24 protein-coding genes are annotated in these 17,937 nt (G+C 66.4%); 18 read left to right on the top strand and 6 right to left on the bottom strand.

The features are described from left to right. Positions 1-106: 106 nt before the first annotated feature. Positions 107-469 (bottom strand): hypothetical protein, encoded by a 363-nt coding sequence (locus IEX71_RS21020; RefSeq protein WP_188839028.1) that lies wholly within the window; start codon positions 467-469, stop codon positions 107-109. Between the two features lie 216 nt (positions 470-685). On the opposite strand from IEX71_RS21020, the gene IEX71_RS21015 reads away from it, so the two are divergent. The 6 genes from IEX71_RS21015 to IEX71_RS20990 all read left to right on the top strand — a co-directional run bounded on the left by IEX71_RS21015 (position 686) and on the right by IEX71_RS20990 (position 6,069). Next, a complete protein-coding gene (locus IEX71_RS21015; RefSeq protein ID WP_308421000.1) occupies positions 686-1,375 on the top strand; it encodes a DUF6461 domain-containing protein in 690 nt (229 codons plus the stop codon). A gap of 287 nt (positions 1,376-1,662) precedes the next feature. Then, positions 1,663-2,418: an SDR family NAD(P)-dependent oxidoreductase gene (locus tag IEX71_RS21010; protein ID WP_188839026.1), complete on the top strand. Its 756-nt coding sequence runs from the start codon at positions 1,663-1,665 to the stop codon at positions 2,416-2,418. Between the two features lie 9 nt (positions 2,419-2,427). Then, positions 2,428-2,895, top strand: a complete 468-nt coding sequence (locus IEX71_RS21005) for a MarR family winged helix-turn-helix transcriptional regulator (protein WP_229749925.1) — start codon at positions 2,428-2,430, stop codon at positions 2,893-2,895. A 238-nt stretch (positions 2,896-3,133) separates the two neighbouring features. Further along, positions 3,134-3,811, top strand: coding sequence for a FadR/GntR family transcriptional regulator (locus IEX71_RS21000; protein ID WP_188839025.1), 678 nt, complete (start codon positions 3,134-3,136; stop codon positions 3,809-3,811). Continuing rightward, positions 3,808-5,028, top strand: a complete 1,221-nt coding sequence (locus tag IEX71_RS20995) for a CynX/NimT family MFS transporter (protein ID WP_188839024.1) — start codon at positions 3,808-3,810, stop codon at positions 5,026-5,028. Before IEX71_RS21000 ends, IEX71_RS20995 begins: the two co-directional genes overlap by 4 nt. A 126-nt stretch (positions 5,029-5,154) precedes the next feature. Then, entirely contained in the window at positions 5,155-6,069 is a 915-nt protein-coding gene (locus tag IEX71_RS20990) for a helix-turn-helix domain-containing protein (protein WP_188839023.1), read from the top strand. A gap of 30 nt (positions 6,070-6,099) precedes the next feature. Here the strand turns inward: IEX71_RS20990 and IEX71_RS20985 are convergent, their stop codons facing one another. From IEX71_RS20985 to IEX71_RS20965, 5 genes are all read right to left on the bottom strand, one after another. Further along, on the bottom strand, positions 6,100-7,224 hold the full coding sequence (locus IEX71_RS20985) for a right-handed parallel beta-helix repeat-containing protein (protein WP_188839022.1): 1,125 nt from the start codon (positions 7,222-7,224) through the stop codon (positions 6,100-6,102). 142 nt (positions 7,225-7,366) lie between these two features. Beyond that, a complete protein-coding gene (locus IEX71_RS20980; protein ID WP_188839021.1) occupies positions 7,367-8,092 on the bottom strand; it encodes an ABC transporter permease in 726 nt (241 codons plus the stop codon). Positions 8,093-8,186: 94 nt separating this feature from the next. After that, on the bottom strand, positions 8,187-9,101 hold the full coding sequence (locus IEX71_RS20975; protein WP_188839020.1) for an ABC transporter ATP-binding protein: 915 nt from the start codon (positions 9,099-9,101) through the stop codon (positions 8,187-8,189). Next, positions 9,098-10,042: a hypothetical protein gene (locus IEX71_RS20970; RefSeq protein ID WP_188839019.1), complete on the bottom strand. Its 945-nt coding sequence runs from the start codon at positions 10,040-10,042 to the stop codon at positions 9,098-9,100. Before IEX71_RS20970 ends, IEX71_RS20975 begins: the two co-directional genes overlap by 4 nt. Continuing rightward, positions 10,039-10,956 (bottom strand): ABC transporter ATP-binding protein, encoded by a 918-nt coding sequence (locus tag IEX71_RS20965; RefSeq protein WP_188839018.1) that lies wholly within the window; start codon positions 10,954-10,956, stop codon positions 10,039-10,041. The genes IEX71_RS20970 and IEX71_RS20965 overlap by 4 nt, the downstream gene beginning before the upstream one ends. Positions 10,957-11,068: 112 nt before the next feature. Here IEX71_RS20965 and IEX71_RS20960 point away from each other — a divergent pair, with 112 nt between their 5' ends. From IEX71_RS20960 to rpsQ, 12 genes are all read left to right on the top strand, one after another. Further along, positions 11,069-11,671, top strand: a complete 603-nt coding sequence (locus tag IEX71_RS20960; protein ID WP_188839017.1) for a heme-binding beta-barrel domain-containing protein — start codon at positions 11,069-11,071, stop codon at positions 11,669-11,671. Between the two features lie 544 nt (positions 11,672-12,215). Continuing rightward, positions 12,216-12,524 carry a 30S ribosomal protein S10 gene (rpsJ, locus tag IEX71_RS20955; RefSeq protein ID WP_114930053.1) on the top strand — a complete coding sequence of 103 codons (309 nt, stop codon included), beginning with the start codon at positions 12,216-12,218 and terminating at the stop codon, positions 12,522-12,524. 20 nt (positions 12,525-12,544) lie between these two features. After that, positions 12,545-13,210, top strand: coding sequence for a 50S ribosomal protein L3 (rplC, locus tag IEX71_RS20950; RefSeq protein WP_188839016.1), 666 nt, complete (start codon positions 12,545-12,547; stop codon positions 13,208-13,210). A 5-nt stretch (positions 13,211-13,215) separates the two neighbouring features. After that, a complete protein-coding gene (gene rplD, locus IEX71_RS20945; RefSeq protein ID WP_229749924.1) occupies positions 13,216-14,148 on the top strand; it encodes a 50S ribosomal protein L4, sunset domain variant in 933 nt (310 codons plus the stop codon). 8 nt (positions 14,149-14,156) lie between these two features. Then, positions 14,157-14,456 (top strand): 50S ribosomal protein L23, encoded by a 300-nt coding sequence (gene rplW / locus IEX71_RS20940; protein WP_188839052.1) that lies wholly within the window; start codon positions 14,157-14,159, stop codon positions 14,454-14,456. Between the two features lie 39 nt (positions 14,457-14,495). Next, positions 14,496-15,332, top strand: coding sequence for a 50S ribosomal protein L2 (gene rplB / locus IEX71_RS20935; protein ID WP_188839015.1), 837 nt, complete (start codon positions 14,496-14,498; stop codon positions 15,330-15,332). Between the two features lie 3 nt (positions 15,333-15,335). Further along, positions 15,336-15,617 carry a 30S ribosomal protein S19 gene (gene rpsS / locus IEX71_RS20930; RefSeq protein WP_188839014.1) on the top strand — a complete coding sequence of 94 codons (282 nt, stop codon included), beginning with the start codon at positions 15,336-15,338 and terminating at the stop codon, positions 15,615-15,617. A 31-nt stretch (positions 15,618-15,648) separates the two neighbouring features. Then, a complete protein-coding gene (gene rplV, locus IEX71_RS20925; protein ID WP_188839051.1) occupies positions 15,649-16,017 on the top strand; it encodes a 50S ribosomal protein L22 in 369 nt (122 codons plus the stop codon). After that, positions 16,017-16,853: a 30S ribosomal protein S3 gene (gene rpsC / locus IEX71_RS20920; RefSeq protein ID WP_188839013.1), complete on the top strand. Its 837-nt coding sequence runs from the start codon at positions 16,017-16,019 to the stop codon at positions 16,851-16,853. The genes rplV and rpsC overlap by 1 nt, the downstream gene beginning before the upstream one ends. Beyond that, entirely contained in the window at positions 16,853-17,272 is a 420-nt protein-coding gene (gene rplP, locus IEX71_RS20915) for a 50S ribosomal protein L16 (RefSeq protein WP_188839012.1), read from the top strand. Before rpsC ends, rplP begins: the two co-directional genes overlap by 1 nt. Continuing rightward, entirely contained in the window at positions 17,272-17,529 is a 258-nt protein-coding gene (rpmC, locus tag IEX71_RS20910; protein ID WP_188839011.1) for a 50S ribosomal protein L29, read from the top strand. The genes rplP and rpmC overlap by 1 nt, the downstream gene beginning before the upstream one ends. Next, a complete protein-coding gene (gene rpsQ / locus IEX71_RS20905; RefSeq protein ID WP_188839010.1) occupies positions 17,526-17,837 on the top strand; it encodes a 30S ribosomal protein S17 in 312 nt (103 codons plus the stop codon). The genes rpmC and rpsQ overlap by 4 nt, the downstream gene beginning before the upstream one ends. Positions 17,838-17,937 lie beyond the last annotated feature (100 nt).

Here is a 17,937-nt window from a genome sequence, read left to right as displayed (position 1 = left end):
TCTCGAAGAAATCGCCGGACCAGTTTCGATGATCGATCGTCACGCGGAGCGTGCCACAACGGGATCGCTGAGCGGCGAACGATGCCCGACCGGCGTAGCCACAGAGCTAGAAGCCCCCACCGCCGAGCATCGCCGCACCACACGCGATCAATCCCAGCGCCGCGATCCAGATGGCGGCCAGTTTGAGGGCTGCGGGCCAACGCGAACCGGATGCTCGGGCCGTGATCAGTGCGATCACGAAAGCAACAAATGGCAGCACGCCGGCGGAGAACAATACGAATCCCCAGATGGCGCGGCCGGTGGTCAAGAACTCCCGGTTCTCGTCTGCCGCGACATACCAGGTTGATCCAAGGGTCAGCGGCAGCACCGCGATTAACGCAGGGACACTTGCTGCGGCCGCAATCGCGCCGGCGCCGAGCGGAGTACCTGTTACCGCGGGCGGTCGCCGGAGATCGTTAACGGTTTGCACGACGGAATCGTAACGTGGTCGAGGCGGCTACGCGTTGTCTCAGTTGACGTTCCGGATACGGTGACGAGACGAGCTATCACGGGGGCGACCGACGGATGACCTCTTCAGTTCCGCAGGGGTGTGCCATACGGAGCAGTCCGAGATGCGTCACCGAAAGGCGATCCGTTTGCGGAACGTCTGGCGAAACGATGGAGAGATCCAAGCACGACAGATCGGATGGTCAATAGATCGCGCGACGTGCACAGGACCGCGGCCCCTGCCGCGTGGCGACGCTGCGGAGGAGGCGGGCGGCATACTGGTTACATGGGGATGGCTGCGCTAGGGACGTATCCGTGGATCTTGGACAATGACAGCGTGCACGCTGGCGCCGGCTGCCTCGCGATGGTCCGTGACACGGCCCCCGAGGCTGCGCTGGAGGTGGTGGCTCCAGGCGAGCCCACCGTTTCGGCCGACGGCATCTACGAGAGATTCGACTGGCCGGGCGACGTCGCGCCCGTCGTGGCCTTGCCAAAGCCAGGTTGGACCTTGCTCGTGCAGAGCATCGGTCACTTCCTCACCGACACGGTGACTGTCGAGCCGCTATCCCGTAGCGGCGAGGTGGTGTCTCTCACGAGCAACGTCAACCTGAAGAGTGCGTTCGTCGTCGCGCGCGACGGGGCCATCCGCCGGCAGTTCGACCCGTACGACCCCGATTCCGGTGGTCTCGGCTTCGGCGGTTCCGCAGTCGGGGAACCGCTGCCCGACGAATCCGATCCGCGGCTGACGTCACCCGATGAGACGGTGGGACTGGTACGTGGCTACCAGCTGATCGAGCTACTCACCGGCATCCGGCTCAGTAAGGCCGACGTCAACGGGACTGCGGGCCGGGTCTATCGACCCGCTCCGCTGATCCCGTACTCCCACTGAGCGGACGCTTGCCATGATCCAACGACCATGACCGATCTGAGTTTCTTCATCACCGAACGAACGATCACCGGGCAGGGAACTCTGCGGACACGTTGAGTCGGACAGCTTGAGTGTCGCCTCAGTTGTGGATGGCCAGTCCGCTGCGGAATCGGCTGCTGCCTTGGAGGAGTGCTTGTCGGAGAAACTGCTGGGCCACGTCGTCTTCGCCGTTGGCGTAGCAACATAGCTCAGTTGACTTTCGTCTGGTACCAGACAAAATCGTGTGGTACCAGACAAAAGGAGCAAACGTGTCATCCCGTATTGCACTGATCACCGGCGCTAACCAAGGCGTTGGATTCCAGGTTGCCAAGGAACTTGTCGCCAACGGCGTCACTGTCCTCGTCGGGTCCCGGGATCTGGCGCGCGGACAGGACGCAGCCGAAACGATCGGCGACAGTGCCGTGCCGATCCAGATTGACGTCACCGATACCGGGTCGATCACCGCCGCCGCGCAACGCATCGAGCAGGAGTACGGCCGACTGGACCTGCTGGTCAACAACGCGGGCATCTCCCGTGCCGGCGAAGGCGGTAACGATTCGCTGCAGAACAACCCGTCGGCACACAAGGCGAGCACGGCATCGCTGGAGGAGATCCGGGCGGTCTGGGAGACCAACGCCTTCGGCACTCTGGCGGTCTATCAGGCGATGCTGCCGCTGTTGAGGAAATCGTCGGACGCACGGATCGTCAACGTGTCCAGCGGCTTGGGATCGTTGAGCGGCAACGCTGACCCCGACTCCCCCTACCACGCCCTGTTCAATCCGGTGTATCCCGCGTCCAAAGCCGCACAGAACGCCATCACGCTGGCGATCATGATCGAACTGGAGTCGACCGACATCAAAGTCAACCTCGTGTCGCCGGCGTTCACTGCGACAAACCTCAACGGATTCGCTGGCACCGAATCGGTCGAAGACGGATCCCGCGAGGTTGTTCGGGTCTGCCTCTTCGGCGCTGACGGCCCCACCGGCACCTTCACCCGGTGGCAGAACCAGCCCATCGGATGGTGAAAGACACCAGTGACGAGCGAGAAGCGGGGGATCGATCCCCGGAATGCTGAGCCACGTTCGGTGGGCACCTGGGCCAAGCGCTACTACTACGCCAACCGCGCCGCCGTCGATGCCGTCCTACGCCCGCACGGCATCGGCTCGACACAGTGGGCAGTCCTCCACGAGCTCACTGAGAACGGGCCGACTACGCAACGTGACCTCGGCCGTGCCCTGCATGTCGAACGCGCAAGTCTCAGTGGCACTGTCGCGACCCTGATCCGCAAGGACCTGGTCCACCAGGCACCATCGGTGACAGATCAACGGCAGAAGGTCGTCGACCTCACCGCTGCCGGCCGTGCACTCTGGGACGCCTTACCCGACCCGTTCGCCGAGGTTCGCAGGGTCGCGCTCTCCGGCCTTGATGTCGAGGAGATAGCCGTAGCGATCCACGTCCTACAAACCGCCACCGAACAGGTCAACCAGCACACCTTCGACTAGATACGCGCGCTCCACTCGACCATCGTGGTCAAGGACTGAAGACGTCCGCGTCGGCGGAGCGGACGCGGCTGCGTTCTCGCTCGCTGATGAGTGGGACCCCGAACGTCACTCTCTGCGTGCCGATCGTCACGCGGAGCGTGACAGCAACCCAGGACCTCCACATGTACGTCCATGGATCTCGGATCTCGGCATACGGGCGGCCTGCTGCGCACAAACATCCCACGTTAGGTTGTATGGCGTGTCCGACCTGATCGAAGCCCCGAAACGCACCAGCGAACTCGTCGTCGAGCGCATGGAGGCGCTGATCCGCGAGGGGGAGTGGCCGGTCGGCTCGCGCATCCCGGCCGAGCCGGAGCTGGTGCAGCGCTTCGGGGTCGGCCGCAACTCGATCCGCGAGGCGGTGCGCGCGCTGGAGCACGCCGGCCTGCTGGCGCCCCGGCGTGGTGACGGCACCTACGTGCGCAGCGCCAATCTCTTCGTCGCGGTCATGACTCGCGGCGCCACCACCGAGCTCCTGGACCTGTTGCAGGTGCGTCGTGCGCTGGAGACCGAAGCCGCCTCGGCGGCAGCTTCCGCCGCATCGCCACGCGGGGTGCGCACGCTGAGAGGTCTGCTGGAGAGCGCCGAAAGTGCATTCGGCAGAGGCGATTTCGACCAGTACGACCAGATCGACATCGACTTCCACGCCGCGGTCGTCGCTGCGAGCGGAAACGCCCTGCTGGTCGACATCTACGGCGGGGTGCTCGAGGTGATGCGTTCCTCGCATGCCGAGATCACCGCACGCCTGCGGTCCTCGGCCACTCACCCGATCGGGCACCGTGACCTGGTCGAGGCGATCGAGGCCGGTGATCCGGCGGCCGCCGCGGCCGCTGTGCACAGCTATCTGAGCGAGGCCGAGTCCGGGTTGTTGCGATGACCCAGGTCGACGCAGGCAAGGCCCACGGAGAACAGTCGCGTTCGTCGCTGCACGGTGGTGCCGCGATCGCTGCAGCGCTCGGCATCATGCTGGTCGCGGCCAACCTCAGGCCCGCCGTCGTGTCGGTGTCTCCGCTGATCGATACGATCTCCGACTCATTCGGCTTCAGCAACGGTACGGCGGGTCTGCTGACCGCGCTGCCGGTGCTCTTCTTCGGCATCAGCGCGCCCGTCGCCCCGCGGCTGGCCCATCACTACGGCATCGAACGCACCATCTTCGGCGCGCTCGCGGTGCTCGTTGCTGGCATCGCGCTCCGCTTGGTGCCGGACGCCTTCGCCCTCTTCGGTGGCTCGGTGCTCATCGGCATCGGCATCGGCGTGTGCAACGTCGTGCTCCCGGCGCTTATCAAGCGGGACTTCGCGCACCGCTCCGGGTTGATGACCGGGCTCTATTCGATGACGCTCTCCGGTGGCGCAGCGGTCGCCGCCGGCCTGACCGTGCCCATCGACGACGCCGTGGGCGGCCGGTGGCGCCTGACGCTCGCAGCGTGGGGTCTGCTGGTGCTGGTCGCAATGGTGCAATGGCTGCCGCAATTGCGACGTGTCCACACGGTGCCGTCGAGCCGACCGTCGGCGGGCCTCTGGCGCGACCGCACCGCGTGGGCGATCACGGTCTACATGGGCGCCCAGTCGTTGATCTTCTACACGTTCGGGGCCTGGCTGCCGACGTTCCTGATGGACGAGGCCGGTATGACGAGCGGCGCCGCCGGTGGGGTGCTGGCGGCCGGGCAGACCGTCGGGCTGACCTGCTCGTTGCTGGCCCCGATCATCGCCGGCCGCTTCGCCGATCAGCGGGTGATCACCTTGGCGGCGCTCGGGATCTGTGTGCTGGGCTTCGTCGGGCTGCTCACCGTGCACGGCTGGTGGGTGCTGTGGGCCGGCCTGATCATGGTGGGCCCCGGCTGCGGCATCGGTCTCGCGCTGCTCTTCATGGTGCTGCGCAGCAACTCCACTATGCAGGCCGGCCAGGTGTCGGGTATGGCGCAGGCCGTGGGCTACGGCCTCGCGGCGATCGGGCCCATCCTGATCGGCGCCGTCCACGACGTCACCGGATCCTGGACGGTCGCCATGGCGGTGCTCACCTGCGCCGCCATACCGCAGGGGCTGGCCGCGCTACGGGCCGCGAGGGTCGGCAAGATGGCTCCCGACACACCCTGACGAATCGCGAGCAACGACGATCAAGTCCGACAGCGCACCCGTGCGGCATGCTGCTGACATGAGCGAGCGCAGCGAGCGTCCGACGGCCCAAACGATTGCCGGAACCCGACGAAGGAGGGGGCCGGCATGAGCAACGCGGACATGTTCGCCCGGTATGTCGGGGTCCTCGCCGAGAGCCTCGACGACGACACGGCATCACCGGTGCAACTGGCGCAGCGGCTCTACACCTCGCGGTTCCACCTGGATCGCATCGTGTCGTCGGTCGGTGGTGAGCCGCCGGTGACGCTCCGCAGGAGACTGCTGTTGGAGCGTTCGGCATACCGGCTCATCACCAGCCAACGCCGGATCATCGACGTGGGCGTCGAAGCCGGCTACGCCTCCCACGAGGCCTTCACGCGTGCGTTCGCCCGCCACTTCGGTATGGCGCCACGCGACTTCCGTTCTCGCCCAGGGGATTTCAAGATCCCTTCGAACAACGGAGTGCATTTTCAACCACCGGCAGGTCTACGCCTGCCCGGCACGGGAGGCTTCACCGCCATGGAACTACTCACCCGCATGATCGATCATCACATCTGGCTGACCGGCGAATTCGTCGACCGCGCGGCGCGATTGACCGATGAGCAGTTGGATGAACGCATTGAGTACGGACTCGACGACGACCCGGAGACGATGACCTTGCGACGGCTGCTGTCGCGCCTGGTCGGTCAGATGGGCATGTGGAACGCCGTCCTGGTCAACCGCGAATACGACTGGAGCATCGAGCAACACGAGTCGGTGACCTCACTGAGGTCGCGGCTGACGGTCGAGGGACCACGCTTCGCCGAGAACGTTCGCGCGGCGATCCAGCACGGTGAACTCGACGACACCTTCGTCGACGCGTGCGGCGAGCAGGCCGAGGTCTTCACCTATGGCGGCATGATCGCGCACGTGCTGACCTTCGCCGCGCACCGGCGCACGCTGGTGTCGCTGGCACTCGACAAGCACGGCATCACCGATCTCGGCTGGGGCGACCCGATGCGATGGGTCGCCGAACCAGCCTGAGGGGTAACGCCTTTCGTCATACCTCGGGAATCAACCGTGGAAGATCGGAATGCCTCCGGGCGTGACCGAGATCGTGTTTCCCGCAGTCTTCGGCGCGAAGTCACCCAAGGACCAGATCCCGTAGAACTGCGCATCGATGGTGTTGCCGGTCACGGTGGTGGCGACGTTGCGTGGCGCGTTCGTGCCCGGCGGGATCGGGGCCGGGTTGGCGTATACGAGGACACCCGCCATCTGCGGGGCTTCGAGGTCGCCCCAGTTGTTCGCGGTGACCGTGTTGGCCGAGACCGTGACCCGGTTGGTGGAGGAGTTGAAGGCCTCGGCGTTGACGATGATGCCGCCCTCGAACGACTCCGACACCGAGTTGCCCATCACGTTGACGTTGTCGACGCTGGACTCGGGCGGGTCCGCGGCGACCACGATGCCGCCGATGTCCGGGCCGTTCGACGTGAATTGGCCGATCGTCCCGCTGATCGTGTTGTTCGTGATCTGCAGGTGGCTCAGTTGGCCGCCGAAGTTCTGCGTCGCCGCCACGATGCCGCAACCGTGGTAATCCGCCCAGGTGTGGTTGCCCGCGACCACGTCGTACGTCGACGGGACGAGCGGGGCATCCGGGTTCTGGTTCTGCTGCAGCCAGCCCGGGTCGTTGGCGCCGTTGTCCATCACGCCGATGCCACCCCGGTCGTTGTCGTGGACCCAGTTGCCGACGACGCTCGAGTGCGAGACACCGAAGAGGCTGATCGCGAAGGACTGGCCGACATACGACTTGACGCCGCTGCCTTCCAAAGGGGGAGCGGAGGGATCGGTGGAGTGGAAACCGTTGCCGGTGACGGTCGACCCGGCGACTCGCAGGTGCGAGGTCCGCTCGGCGAAGATGCCCTGGAAGTTCGCGTTCTCGACCGTGGAGCCGGTGATGGTCACGTGGGTTGCTCCGGGCCCGACGTAGATGCCTATGTCGCAGCCGGCCGCGTCGACCAGTTGGCCGGCGATCGTCTGGTGCGCGTGCGCCACCACCGCGGCGCTCAGCCCGGACCCGCCGACGTCAGGTGTGCACATGGGACCGTCGGCGTGTGCCGGCGATGCCGCCACGAGCCCGAGCAGTGAGGTCGAGGCAACGGCCATGCCCGCAACAGCGGGCCGCCAAGAACGTTTGGACACGGGAGAAGTCCTTTCGAAGACGGGTCGGGCCGTCCCCCACGGATGTTCCGCGGCCCGTAGCCCACGTTGTCCCTGCCACTGCGCGGCGGCAATAGACCTACGTCCCGTCTTCACGGCGTTCCCGCACAGGCCGGGTCGGCGACTACTCCTCGGAGATCGTCATCGACGCCAGCCGTTGACCGGCGAGCGCGACGCCGGCCGCCAACGCGACGATGGCTGCGAGCACGGCATACGGCAATGGCACTCCGGGTTTGCCGTCGCCGGCGGCGTCGGCGATGTGCTGGACGACGGCGTTGCCCCACGCTCGCGCCGACAACCACTTCACCGGCGAGAAGAGCGCGGAAACCGTTGATTCCCAGAGCAACCAGAAGAGCAGGCAGCCCACGACGCTGCGCTTCATCGTCGTGGCCAGGGCGGTGAAGATGCCGACATACGCGACGGTCGACACCACACCGCCGATCAACGCGCCGACAGCGACCTGATCGCTGCCGCCGACCATGATGAATCCGGCGACCAGCATCATCGCCGCGCCGAAGAGCACCCCGGCGCCGAGCACGATGACCGCCTTGCTGGCGATGATCGTCACCCGGGACACCGGTTTGGTGAGCAGGTAGATGATCGAGCCGTCGTCGAACTCGGAGTTGATCAGCGTGGTGGTCGCGATGAGCGCGACCACCGGCACGGCGATGCCGATCCCGAAGATCCGCAGGAAGTTCTCTGCCGAGTTCGGGTCCAGACCGCCGCTGCCCGCCGTCAGGCGCATCACCGCCGCGAGCGCCAGCATGATCACCGGCATCGCGATCATCAGCCAGGCGCGTGCCCGGCCGAAGAGCGACCGCAGACCCAGTCGCAGGATCGGCCCGTTCATGCGGCACCTTCTCGGAGCGGAGAACTGACGGGGTCCCTGCGAAGTACCGAGCGACGGAGGAGCGAGGACTTCGTGGGGTGTTTTCGTGGGGTGGTCATGAATTCACCAGGTAGCTGAAGACGCTCTCCAGCGACTCGTCGGTCGGAGTGACCTCGAAGACGCGAATCGCGTTGTCGCGAGCCACTTTCGGGATTACCTGCGCGAAGCCGCCGAAGTCGTCGGCCTCCACCTCGAGCGCGGTGTCGCCGCGCAACCTGGCACCGCGCACGCAAGGCTCGGCGAGCAGCAGGGCAGCCAGCCGGCGGTCGTCGGAGCTGCGGACGAGGTATTGGTTGGGCCGGTCGGTCATCAGCCGTCGGATGGCGGCGAAGTCACCGCTGGCGGCGTGACGTCCGGCGACGACCACCTCGACCTGACGGGCGATCTGCTCGACCTCCTCCAGGATGTGCGAGCTGAAGACGATCGTGCGGCCCTGCTCGGCGAACTGCGTGAGCAGCGCCATCATGTGCCGGCGCTGGATCGGGTCCATCCCGTTGAACGGCTCGTCCAACAGCAGCACCGCCGGGTCGTGCGTGAGCGCCGACGCCACCTTGATGCGCTGCTTCATGCCCTTGCTGTATGTCGAGATCTTGCGGTCGGCGGCGTCGGACATCTCGACCAGTCCGATGGCGCGCTTGGCGGCGAGCCCCGGCTGCGGGACCTTCTGCAACTCGGCGTTGAGCCGGACGAACTGCTCCCCGGTGAGGAAGTCGTAGAGCGACTCCTGCACCGGCACGAGACCGATCTGCCGGTAGATCGCGATGTTGGCGCGTGTGGGCCGGCCGTCGATCGTGACGGTGCCGGCGGACGGCGGCAACAGACCGGCCATCATCGACAACAGGGTCGACTTGCCGGCGCCGTTCGGTCCGAGCAGGCCGGTGATGCCCGGGCCAATGTGCATGTTGACGTCATTGACGGCCACGACGTTGCCGTACCAGCGGGAGACGTCCGTCAGATCGAGTTCAGTCACAGCGAAGCGGCCTTCCGGGTGCGTTCGAGCAGGATCGCGGTCGCGCCGAGCGTCCAGACGACGGCCGCGACGGCGAAGCCGATCGTCCAGCCGGGTCCGGGATGAAGCACCGTGCTGTCGGGCGTCGGCTGGTCGAACAGCCCACTGATCAGCTCGGACGCGACCGAGAACGGATTGAGCAGGGCGCCGATGAAACTCATGGTGCGGTGATCGCCGTCGTATGCCGCCCCCTGGACCGCCTTGACGATGCCCGACGTGAGCATCAGCGCGACGATGACCGCGGTGACGGCCAGCCCGGATCGCGTCGTGATGGCCGAGACCATCCCGGAGAACGTCGCCAGCATCAACGCCAGGACGGCCACGCCGACGACCGCGGCCAGGTAGTTCTTGGTGTGCTCGCCTCGATCGACGTCGGCGCTGAGCGCCGCGCCATACCAAATCGTCAGCGGTATGACGACGACCGCGAACAACGCGGTCGCGAGCGCGGCCAGTCGCATCAGGACGTAGGTGGTGCGCGAGAGAGGACGGGCGAAGTAGAGCACGACGGTGCGGTAGCGCAGGTCTCGTGCGAAGAGCACCGGCGCCTGCGCCGCGGCGAAGATCGTGATCAGCAGCTGTGTCCAGTAGGGGAACCCGAAGTAGTTGGCCAGCGGCGCGAACAGGTCGGCCTGGTCCGACAACGACATCTTGTTGAGCTGCAGCAGCAGTCCGGCCAGGACCAGCGCCGGGATCAGCAGCACGAACGTCATCAGCCACGGCATGACCTTCGACTTGCCCGACCGACCGATGCCGAAGCAGTGCCGCAGCGACGTCAGGTAGAGGGACAACGCGACCGCCGAGGTGCTCTGCCGACGGCCCGTGAAAGGCCGGTAGCCGATGTCGTGGATGACTCCGCGGCGGGCGGAGGTCCGCGGCGGCTCGCCGGTCGGCTCCGTTGTCACACCGGGCTCCCTTGCTGGGCGAAGACCTCTTCGAGGCTGTGGTGCACCTCTTGCAGTCGCACCAGGCCGAGGCCTGCGTCGGCGATCAGGTCGCGGATCAGGTCGAGGGTCTCGGGCCGGTCGACCTGGACCTCGATGCGGTCGCCGACCGGCCAGGCGCGCACGCCGTGGTCGAGCAGCGCCTGCCCGATCCGGCGGTCGCTGCCGGGCGGGCCGAGGACCTCGACCAGCACGCTGCCGGTCGTCAGCGTCAGGGCCTGGGTACGTTCGGCACGCAGTAACCGACCGGCATCGATGACGATCACGTAGTCGACGGTGCGCTCGAGCTCGCCGAGCAGGTGGCTGGTGACCATGACCGAGATGCCGAAGTCGTGGCCGATGCGTCCGATCAGGTCCAGCATGTCGTCGCGCGAACGCGGGTCCAAGCCGTTCGTCGGCTCGTCGAGCAGCACCAACTGCGGACTGTGGACGATCGCCTGGGCGAGCTTGGCGCGCTGCTTCATGCCCGTCGAGTAGCCGCCCATCGGACGGTGGCGTTCCTCGGCCAACCCGACATGGCGCAGCACGTCGGAGGTCCGCTCCCGTGCGGCGTTGCGCGGCAGTCCGGACATCATCGCCATGTGCATGACGAACTCGGCGGCGGAGACGTCACCGGGCAGCACGTCGTGCTCGGGCATGTAACCGACGAGCGCGCGAACCTCCGCGCCCCGCACGGTGGGGTCCATCCCGAGGACCTGCACCTCGCCACCAGTGGGACGCAGGAGGCCGAGCAGAACCTTGATCAGGGTGGACTTCCCGGCGCCGTTGACACCGACCACACCGGTGATTCCTTCGGGGACGCTGAGCGTCAGCGCGTCAAGTGCACGCACCCGGGGGTACTGCATCGTCAAGCCCTCGGTCGCGGCGATCGCCATACGAGCGAGCCTAACCGGCGGACCTTGTATGGCGCGCCGACTCGCCCGATGCCGTGTTCGGCGCCGGTGCTACTTTGCAAAGACAATCCACAGGAAACGCAAAGGAAGAGTCATGCCCGCAACGATTCAAGGACCGCAGAAGCTCGGTCCGCTCACACCTCTCGTCGGTGAATGGGAGGGCGACGTCGGCGTCGACCTCTCGTACCACAACAAGGAGGACGACACCTCCGAGACGAGCTACTTCGAGCAGGCATGGTTCAAGCCCATCCCGGTCCAGGAGAACGGCCAGCAGGAGATCTGGGGTCTGAGCTATGGCATGAAGGCGTGGCGGCACGGCGAGGAGGCGATGGATCCTTTCCACGACGAGATCGGTTTTCTGCTCTGGGATCGCGTGCGCCAGCAGGTCATGCGCAATGTCGTCTTCGGTCGGGGGATTGCGATCCTCGCTGGCAGCACCGCCGGACCACGCGACACCGAAATGCGCTTCGACGCGCGCCCCGGCGCGGCCGACTACGGGATCCTGCAGAACCCCTACCTGCTCGAGCGTGCTCAGCTGATGAGCTTCGACAGTGCCTTCACCATCAAGGACGACCAGACGTTCAGCTACACCTCGGACCTGGTCCTGAAGCTCGCCGCAACGGGCGTCGAGATGCACCACACCGACGAGAACACGCTCCAGCGGGTCAAGCGCTACCACCCCAGCGCGGCCGCCTGATCGGTCAGTACGCGGGGGAGCATCAAAGGGGCGGCCGATCGGCCGCCCCTTCGTCGTGTCGTCAGGGTGTAGCGGCCGCCCGGGCCGGGATGGTCGTTGCGTCGAGAGGGCAGTTGTTGTCGTCATACCCGCTGCGGAACGGCAGACAGTGCACTTTCGACGCACCTTGAGGCGCCGCGTGGTGGACCTCACTCGGCTCGATTTGGACTGTGTGGAGGTCTCTGGCAGACTGTTCAAGTTGCTTGACGTGCAGTGATCACGTGCGTCGCCGGTCAACCTGAAGCAATTCGGGTTCGGCGAGACACCAGCTGCCGCCCCGAAAGCGCCCAGTCCGCCAGCAGGCGGCCCTGCGGGTGAGGTCGGGAAGCGCAAGCCACAAGGCGCGAGATCGCATCGATTTCGCCCGGCCATCCACGCCAGAGATGTCTGTGCCGTGCTGCGAAGCACACACGACACACCCGAGCGCGGGGGTCGGAGGCGAAGCAGGACCGCACTGAACAGACCTAAGTAAGTAATGAGTACGGCGAGAGAGAGACACGGGCGAATGGCGGGACAAAAGATCCGCATCCGACTGAAGTCGTATGACCACGAAGTCATCGACAGCTCGGCGCGCAAGATTGTCGACACGGTGACTCGTGCCGGTGCAACGGTGGTCGGCCCTGTGCCGCTGCCGACGGAGAAGAACGTTTACTGCGTCATCCGGTCACCGCACAAGTACAAGGACAGCCGCGAGCACTTCGAGATGCGTACCCACAAGCGGTTGATCGACATCGTTGACCCGACGCCGAAGGCCGTCGACTCGCTGATGCGTCTCGACCTGCCGGCGGACGTCAACATCGAGATCAAGCTCTGACACGGGAGGAATGACTCGATATGACTCACACAACTGAGCGTTCCGTGCAGGGCGTTCTGGGCGAGAAGCTCGGCATGACGCAGGTTTGGGACGAGAACGGCCGGCTCATCCCGGTCACCGTCGTCCAGGCCGGCCCGTGTGTCGTCACCGCTGTCCGCGGTGAGGGCGAGGGCTACCACGCGGTGCAGATCGGCTACGGCGCGATCGACCCCCGCAAGGTCAACAAGCCGCTGACCGGGCACTTCGAGAAGGCCGGCGTCACGCCGCGTCGTCACCTCGCTGAGATCCGCACCGCTGACGCCGCCGACTACCAGCTCGGCCAGGAAGTCACCGTGGAGACCTTCGAGACCGGCCAGCGCATCGACGCTGTCGGCACGACCAAGGGCAAGGGCTTCGCCGGTGTCATGAAGCGTCACGGCTTCCACGGCGTCAGCTCCTCGCACGGTGCGCACAAGAACCACCGCAAGCCGGGCTCGATCGGTGGCTGCGCCACCCCGGGCCGCGTCTTCAAGGGCATGCGTATGGCGGGCCGCATGGGCGGCGAGCGCCAGACGACCCAGAACCTCACGATTCACGCGATCGACGCCGACAAGGGCCTGTTGCTGATCAAGGGTGCCGTTCCCGGCCCCCGCGGCGGCATCGTCCTGGTCAAGACCGCGGCGAAGTCGTCCGTCAAGGAGGCCTGAGCCAGATGACGACCGTTGACATCAAGAGCGCCACTGGCGCCACGGCGGGCACCGTCGAGCTGCCGGCCGAGATCTTCGACGTGCAGACCAACGTCCCGCTGATCCACCAGGTCGTGGTGGCGCAGCTCGCGGCAGCACGCCAGGGCACGCACTCCACCAAGACCCGCGGCGAGGTCCGCGGTGGTGGTCGCAAGCCCTACCGCCAGAAGGGAACCGGTCGCGCCCGTCAGGGTTCGACCCGCGCCCCGCAGTTCGCCGGCGGTGGCATCGTGCACGGACCGAAGCCGCGCGACTACGCGCAGCGGACCCCAAAGAAGATGAAGGCCGCCGCGCTCCGCGGTGCCCTGTCCGACCGGGCCCGTCACGACCGCATCCACGTGCTGACCTCGCTGGTCGAGGGCGACCAGCCGTCGACGAAGACGGCGGCCGCGGTGCTGGGTGCGCTGACCGAGCGCAAGAACCTCCTCGTGGTGCTGAGCCGCGAGGAGCAGGCCGCGCTGCTGTCGGTCCGCAACCTCGCCGACGTGCACATCCTGTTCGCCGACCAGCTCAACACTTACGACGTGTTGTGCGCCGACGACCTGGTCTTCTCCCAGGCTGCGCTGGAGCGCTTCCTGGCAGGCCCGGCCGCCGCGGTCAAGGCGGCACCGGCCGCAGCCGCTCCGGCGAAGGCCGCGCAGACCGAGGTCGCCGACGGTGGCTTCGGCGCCGACTCGGCCGCCCCGCTGGCCGATGGTGCGTCACCGGACCCGCAGACCTTCACGGTCAAGGGCAACAAGGACTCGATGAAGTACCACGTCGCCGGTTCCCGTTGGTATGACGCCACGGTCGCCGAGGTGTGGTTCAAGACGGCCGAGGCCGCCGCTGCTGCCGGGTTCGCCCCGGCGGGTGGCGCTGCCGCGCAGAAGACCGACGTGCAATCCGAGAAGGACAAGTGATTGTGGCCATGACGCAACTGGGCAAGAACCCGCGCGACATCCTGATCGCGCCGGTCGTCTCGGAGAAGTCCTACGCGCTGCTCGACGAGGGCAAGTACACCTTCCTCGTCGACCCGCGGGCGAACAAGACCGAGATCAAGATCGCCGTCGAGGAGATCTTCGACGTCAAGGTCGACTCGGTCCACACCATGAATCGTCAGGGCAAGACGCGCCGGACCCGCTTCGGCACCGGTAAGCGCAAGGACACCAAGCGCGCCATCGTCTCGCTCAAGGAAGGCGCGATCGACATCTTCGGCTCGCAGGCCTGAAGAACGATCGCCCGCAGACAAGACTCCTAAGGACAGACAATGGCTATCCGCAAGTACAAGCCGACGACGCCGGGGCGTCGTGGCTCGAGCGTGGCCGACTTCGCTGAGGTCACCCGCTCGACGCCCGAGAAGTCGCTGGTGCGCCCGCTGCCCAAGACGGGCGGTCGCAACGCGTCCGGTCGCATCACGACTCGCCACATCGGTGGCGGTCACAAGCGTGCCTACCGTGTGATCGACTTCCGCCGCCTCGACAAGGACGGCATCCCCGCCAAGGTCGCGCACATCGAATACGACCCCAACCGCACGGCGCGCATCGCGCTGCTGCACTACGCCGACGGCGAGAAGCGCTACATCATCGCGCCGACCCGCCTCAAGCAGGGCGACAAGATCGAGAACGGCGCAGGCGCCGACATCAAGCCCGGCAACAACCTGCCGCTGCGCAACATCCCGACCGGTACGGTCATCCACTGCATCGAGCTGCGGCCCGGTGGCGGTGCGAAGATCGCCCGCTCGGCCGGCGCACGCGTGCAGCTCGTCGCCAAGGACGGTCCTTACGCGCAGCTGCGTATGCCGTCCGGTGAGATCCGCAACGTCGACGTGCGCTGCCGCGCAACTGTCGGCGAGGTGGGCAACTCCGAGCAGAGCAACATCAGCTGGGGCAAGGCCGGCCGGATGCGCTGGAAGGGCAAGCGCCCGACGGTGCGCGGTGTCGCAATGAACCCGGTGGACCACCCGCACGGTGGTGGTGAGGGCAAGACCTCCGGTGGTCGTCACCCGGTCAGCCCTTGGGGTCAGGCCGAAGGCCGCACCCGTCGCCCGAAGAAGGAGAGCGACAAGCTCATCGTGCGTCGCCGTCGTACTGGAAAGAAGCGGTAAGAAATGCCCCGTTCATTGAAGAAGGGCCCCTTCGTCGACGATCACCTTCAGAAGAAGGTGGATGCACAGAACGAAGCCGGCACCAAGAACGTCATCAAGACCTGGTCCCGCCGGTCGATGATCACTCCCGACATGCTCGGCCACACGCTGGCCGTGCACGACGGTCGCAAGCACGTCCCGGTCTTCGTGACCGAGGCGATGGTCGGCCACAAGCTCGGCGAGTTCGCACCGACCCGGACCTTCAAGGGTCACGAGAAGGACGACCGGAAGGGACGGCGTCGCTGATATGTCCACGACTGAGAACACCACCCCGACCGTGGGAGCCAAGGCGCAGGCGCGGTTCGTCCGCATCACGCCGATGAAGGCCCGTCGCGTCGTCGACATGGTGCGTGGCAAGAACGTCCAAGAGGCGATCCACCTGCTCACCTTCGCGCCGCAGAGCGCGAGCGAGCAGGTGCTGAAGACGCTGAACAGCGCCATCGCCAACGCCCGCCAGAAGGCGGACCAGGCGTCGGTCGCGTTCGACGAGCGTCTGCTGGTCGTCACCGAGGCGTATGTCGACGAAGGCCCGACCATGAAGCGGTTCCGTCCTCGTGCGCAGGGTCGCGCGAGCCGGATCCTGAAGCGGTCCAGCCACATCACGCTGTACGTTGCACAGCCCGAGCGAAAGGACGGTGGCCGGTAATGGGTCAGAAGGTCAACCCGAACGGTTTCCGTCTCGGCATCACGACGGACCACAAGAGCCGTTGGTTCGCGGACTCGGCGAAGCCGGGTCAGCGCTACCGCGACTACGTCAAGGAAGATGTCGCGATCCGCGGCCTCATGTCCACGGGCATGGAGCGCGCCGGCATCAGCAAGGTCGAGATCGAGCGCACCCGTGACCGTGTGCGTGTCGACATCCACACCGCGCGTCCCGGCATCGTCATCGGTCGCCGCGGCGCCGAGGCCGACCGCCTGCGTGGTGCGCTGGAGAAGCTCACCGGCAAGCAGGTTCAGCTGAACATCCTCGAGGTCAAGAACCCCGAGACCGACGCTCAGCTGGTCGCGCAGGGCATCGCCGAGCAGCTGTCTGCCCGCGTGAACTTCCGTCGCGCGATGCGCAAGGGCATGCAGACGGCCGAGCGCGCCGGTGCCAAGGGCATCCGGGTGATGGTCTCGGGTCGTCTGAACGGCGCCGAGATGAGCCGCACCGAGTTCTACCGCGAAGGTCGTGTGCCGCTGCACACGCTGCGCGCGAACATCGACTACGGCTTCTACGAGGCCCGTACCACCTTCGGCCGCATCGGCGTGAAGGTCTGGATCTACAAGGGTGACCTGACCGCCAAGGAGTTGGCGCGTGAGCAGGCTGCTGCCCCGAGCCGTCCCGCGCGTGGTCGTCGTGACGACCGGCGTGGCGGTGGGCGCGGCCGTCGTGACGCGGCTCCTCGCTCCGCCGAAGCTCCGGCGGAGGCGCCGGTCGCCCAGGACGCCGTCGCTGCAGCCCCCGCGGGTGAAGCGACCAACCAGGGAGAGCAAGCCTGATGTTGATTCCCCGTCGTGTGAAGCACCGCAAGCAGCACCACCCCAAGCGCGGTGGAGCCGCCAAGGGTGGCACCGCTGTGTCGTTCGGTGACTACGGCATCCAGGCGCTGGAGCCGGCATACGTCACCAACCGGCAGATCGAGTCCGCTCGTATTGCCATGACCCGCTACATGAAGCGTGGCGGAAAGGTCTGGATCAACATCTACCCGGACCGTCCGCTGACCAAGAAGCCTGCCGAGACCCGCATGGGTTCCGGTAAGGGTTCGCCCGAGTGGTGGGTTGCCAACGTCAAGCCGGGCCGGATCATGTTCGAGCTGTCCGGTGTGCCCGAGGAAGTTGCTCGCGAGGCCCTGCGCCTGGCGATGCACAAGCTGCCGATGAAGTGCCGCTTCGTCGCGCGTGAAGGTGGTGACCTCTGATGGCAGTGGGTTCGAAGGAACTGACCTCCGCCAAGCTGCGTGAGTTGGACGACCAGGCCCTGACCGACGAGCTCGGCAAGGCCAAGCAGGAGCTGTTCAACCTGCGCTTCCAGTCGGCCACCGGCCAGCTGGAGAACAACTCGCGGCTGCGTGCGGTCCGCAAGGACATCGCACGCATCTACACGGAGTTGCGTGAGCGTGAGCTCGGCATCGGTCGTGCCGCGCAGGAGTCCGACGACGAGAAGGTCGGGTCATGAGCGAAGAGATCAAGGAAGCAACCGTGACGCAGGAGCAGGCCGGCAAGGCCGCGGGCGAGCGCAACGACCGCAAGACCCGTCAGGGCTACGTCGTCAGCGACAAGATGACCAAGACGGTCGTCGTCGAGGTCGAGGACCGCGTCAAGCACGCGCTCTACGGCAAGGTCCAGCGCAAGACCGCCCGTGTCAAGGCGCACGACGAGCAGGACTCGTGTGGCGTCGGCGACCGCGTCCTGATCATGGAGACCCGTCCGCTGTCGGCGCAGAAGCGCTGGCGCGTGGTCGAGATCCTCGAGAAGGCCAAGTAAACGTCCGTCCGGCCGCAGGTCGGACGACCATCGCGGTGGCTTGCCACCGCAACTGCAAACACATCCGTTCCGCAAGGCTCGCCCAGAGCGAGAACCAGTG

The sequence above is a fragment of the Flexivirga endophytica genome, from assembly GCF_014640635.1.
GTDB classification, from domain to species: Bacteria; Actinomycetota; Actinomycetes; order Actinomycetales; family Dermatophilaceae; genus Flexivirga; species Flexivirga endophytica.
Note: the sequence above shows the minus strand (reverse complement) of the source record. Positions and strands in the feature narration are given on the sequence as shown.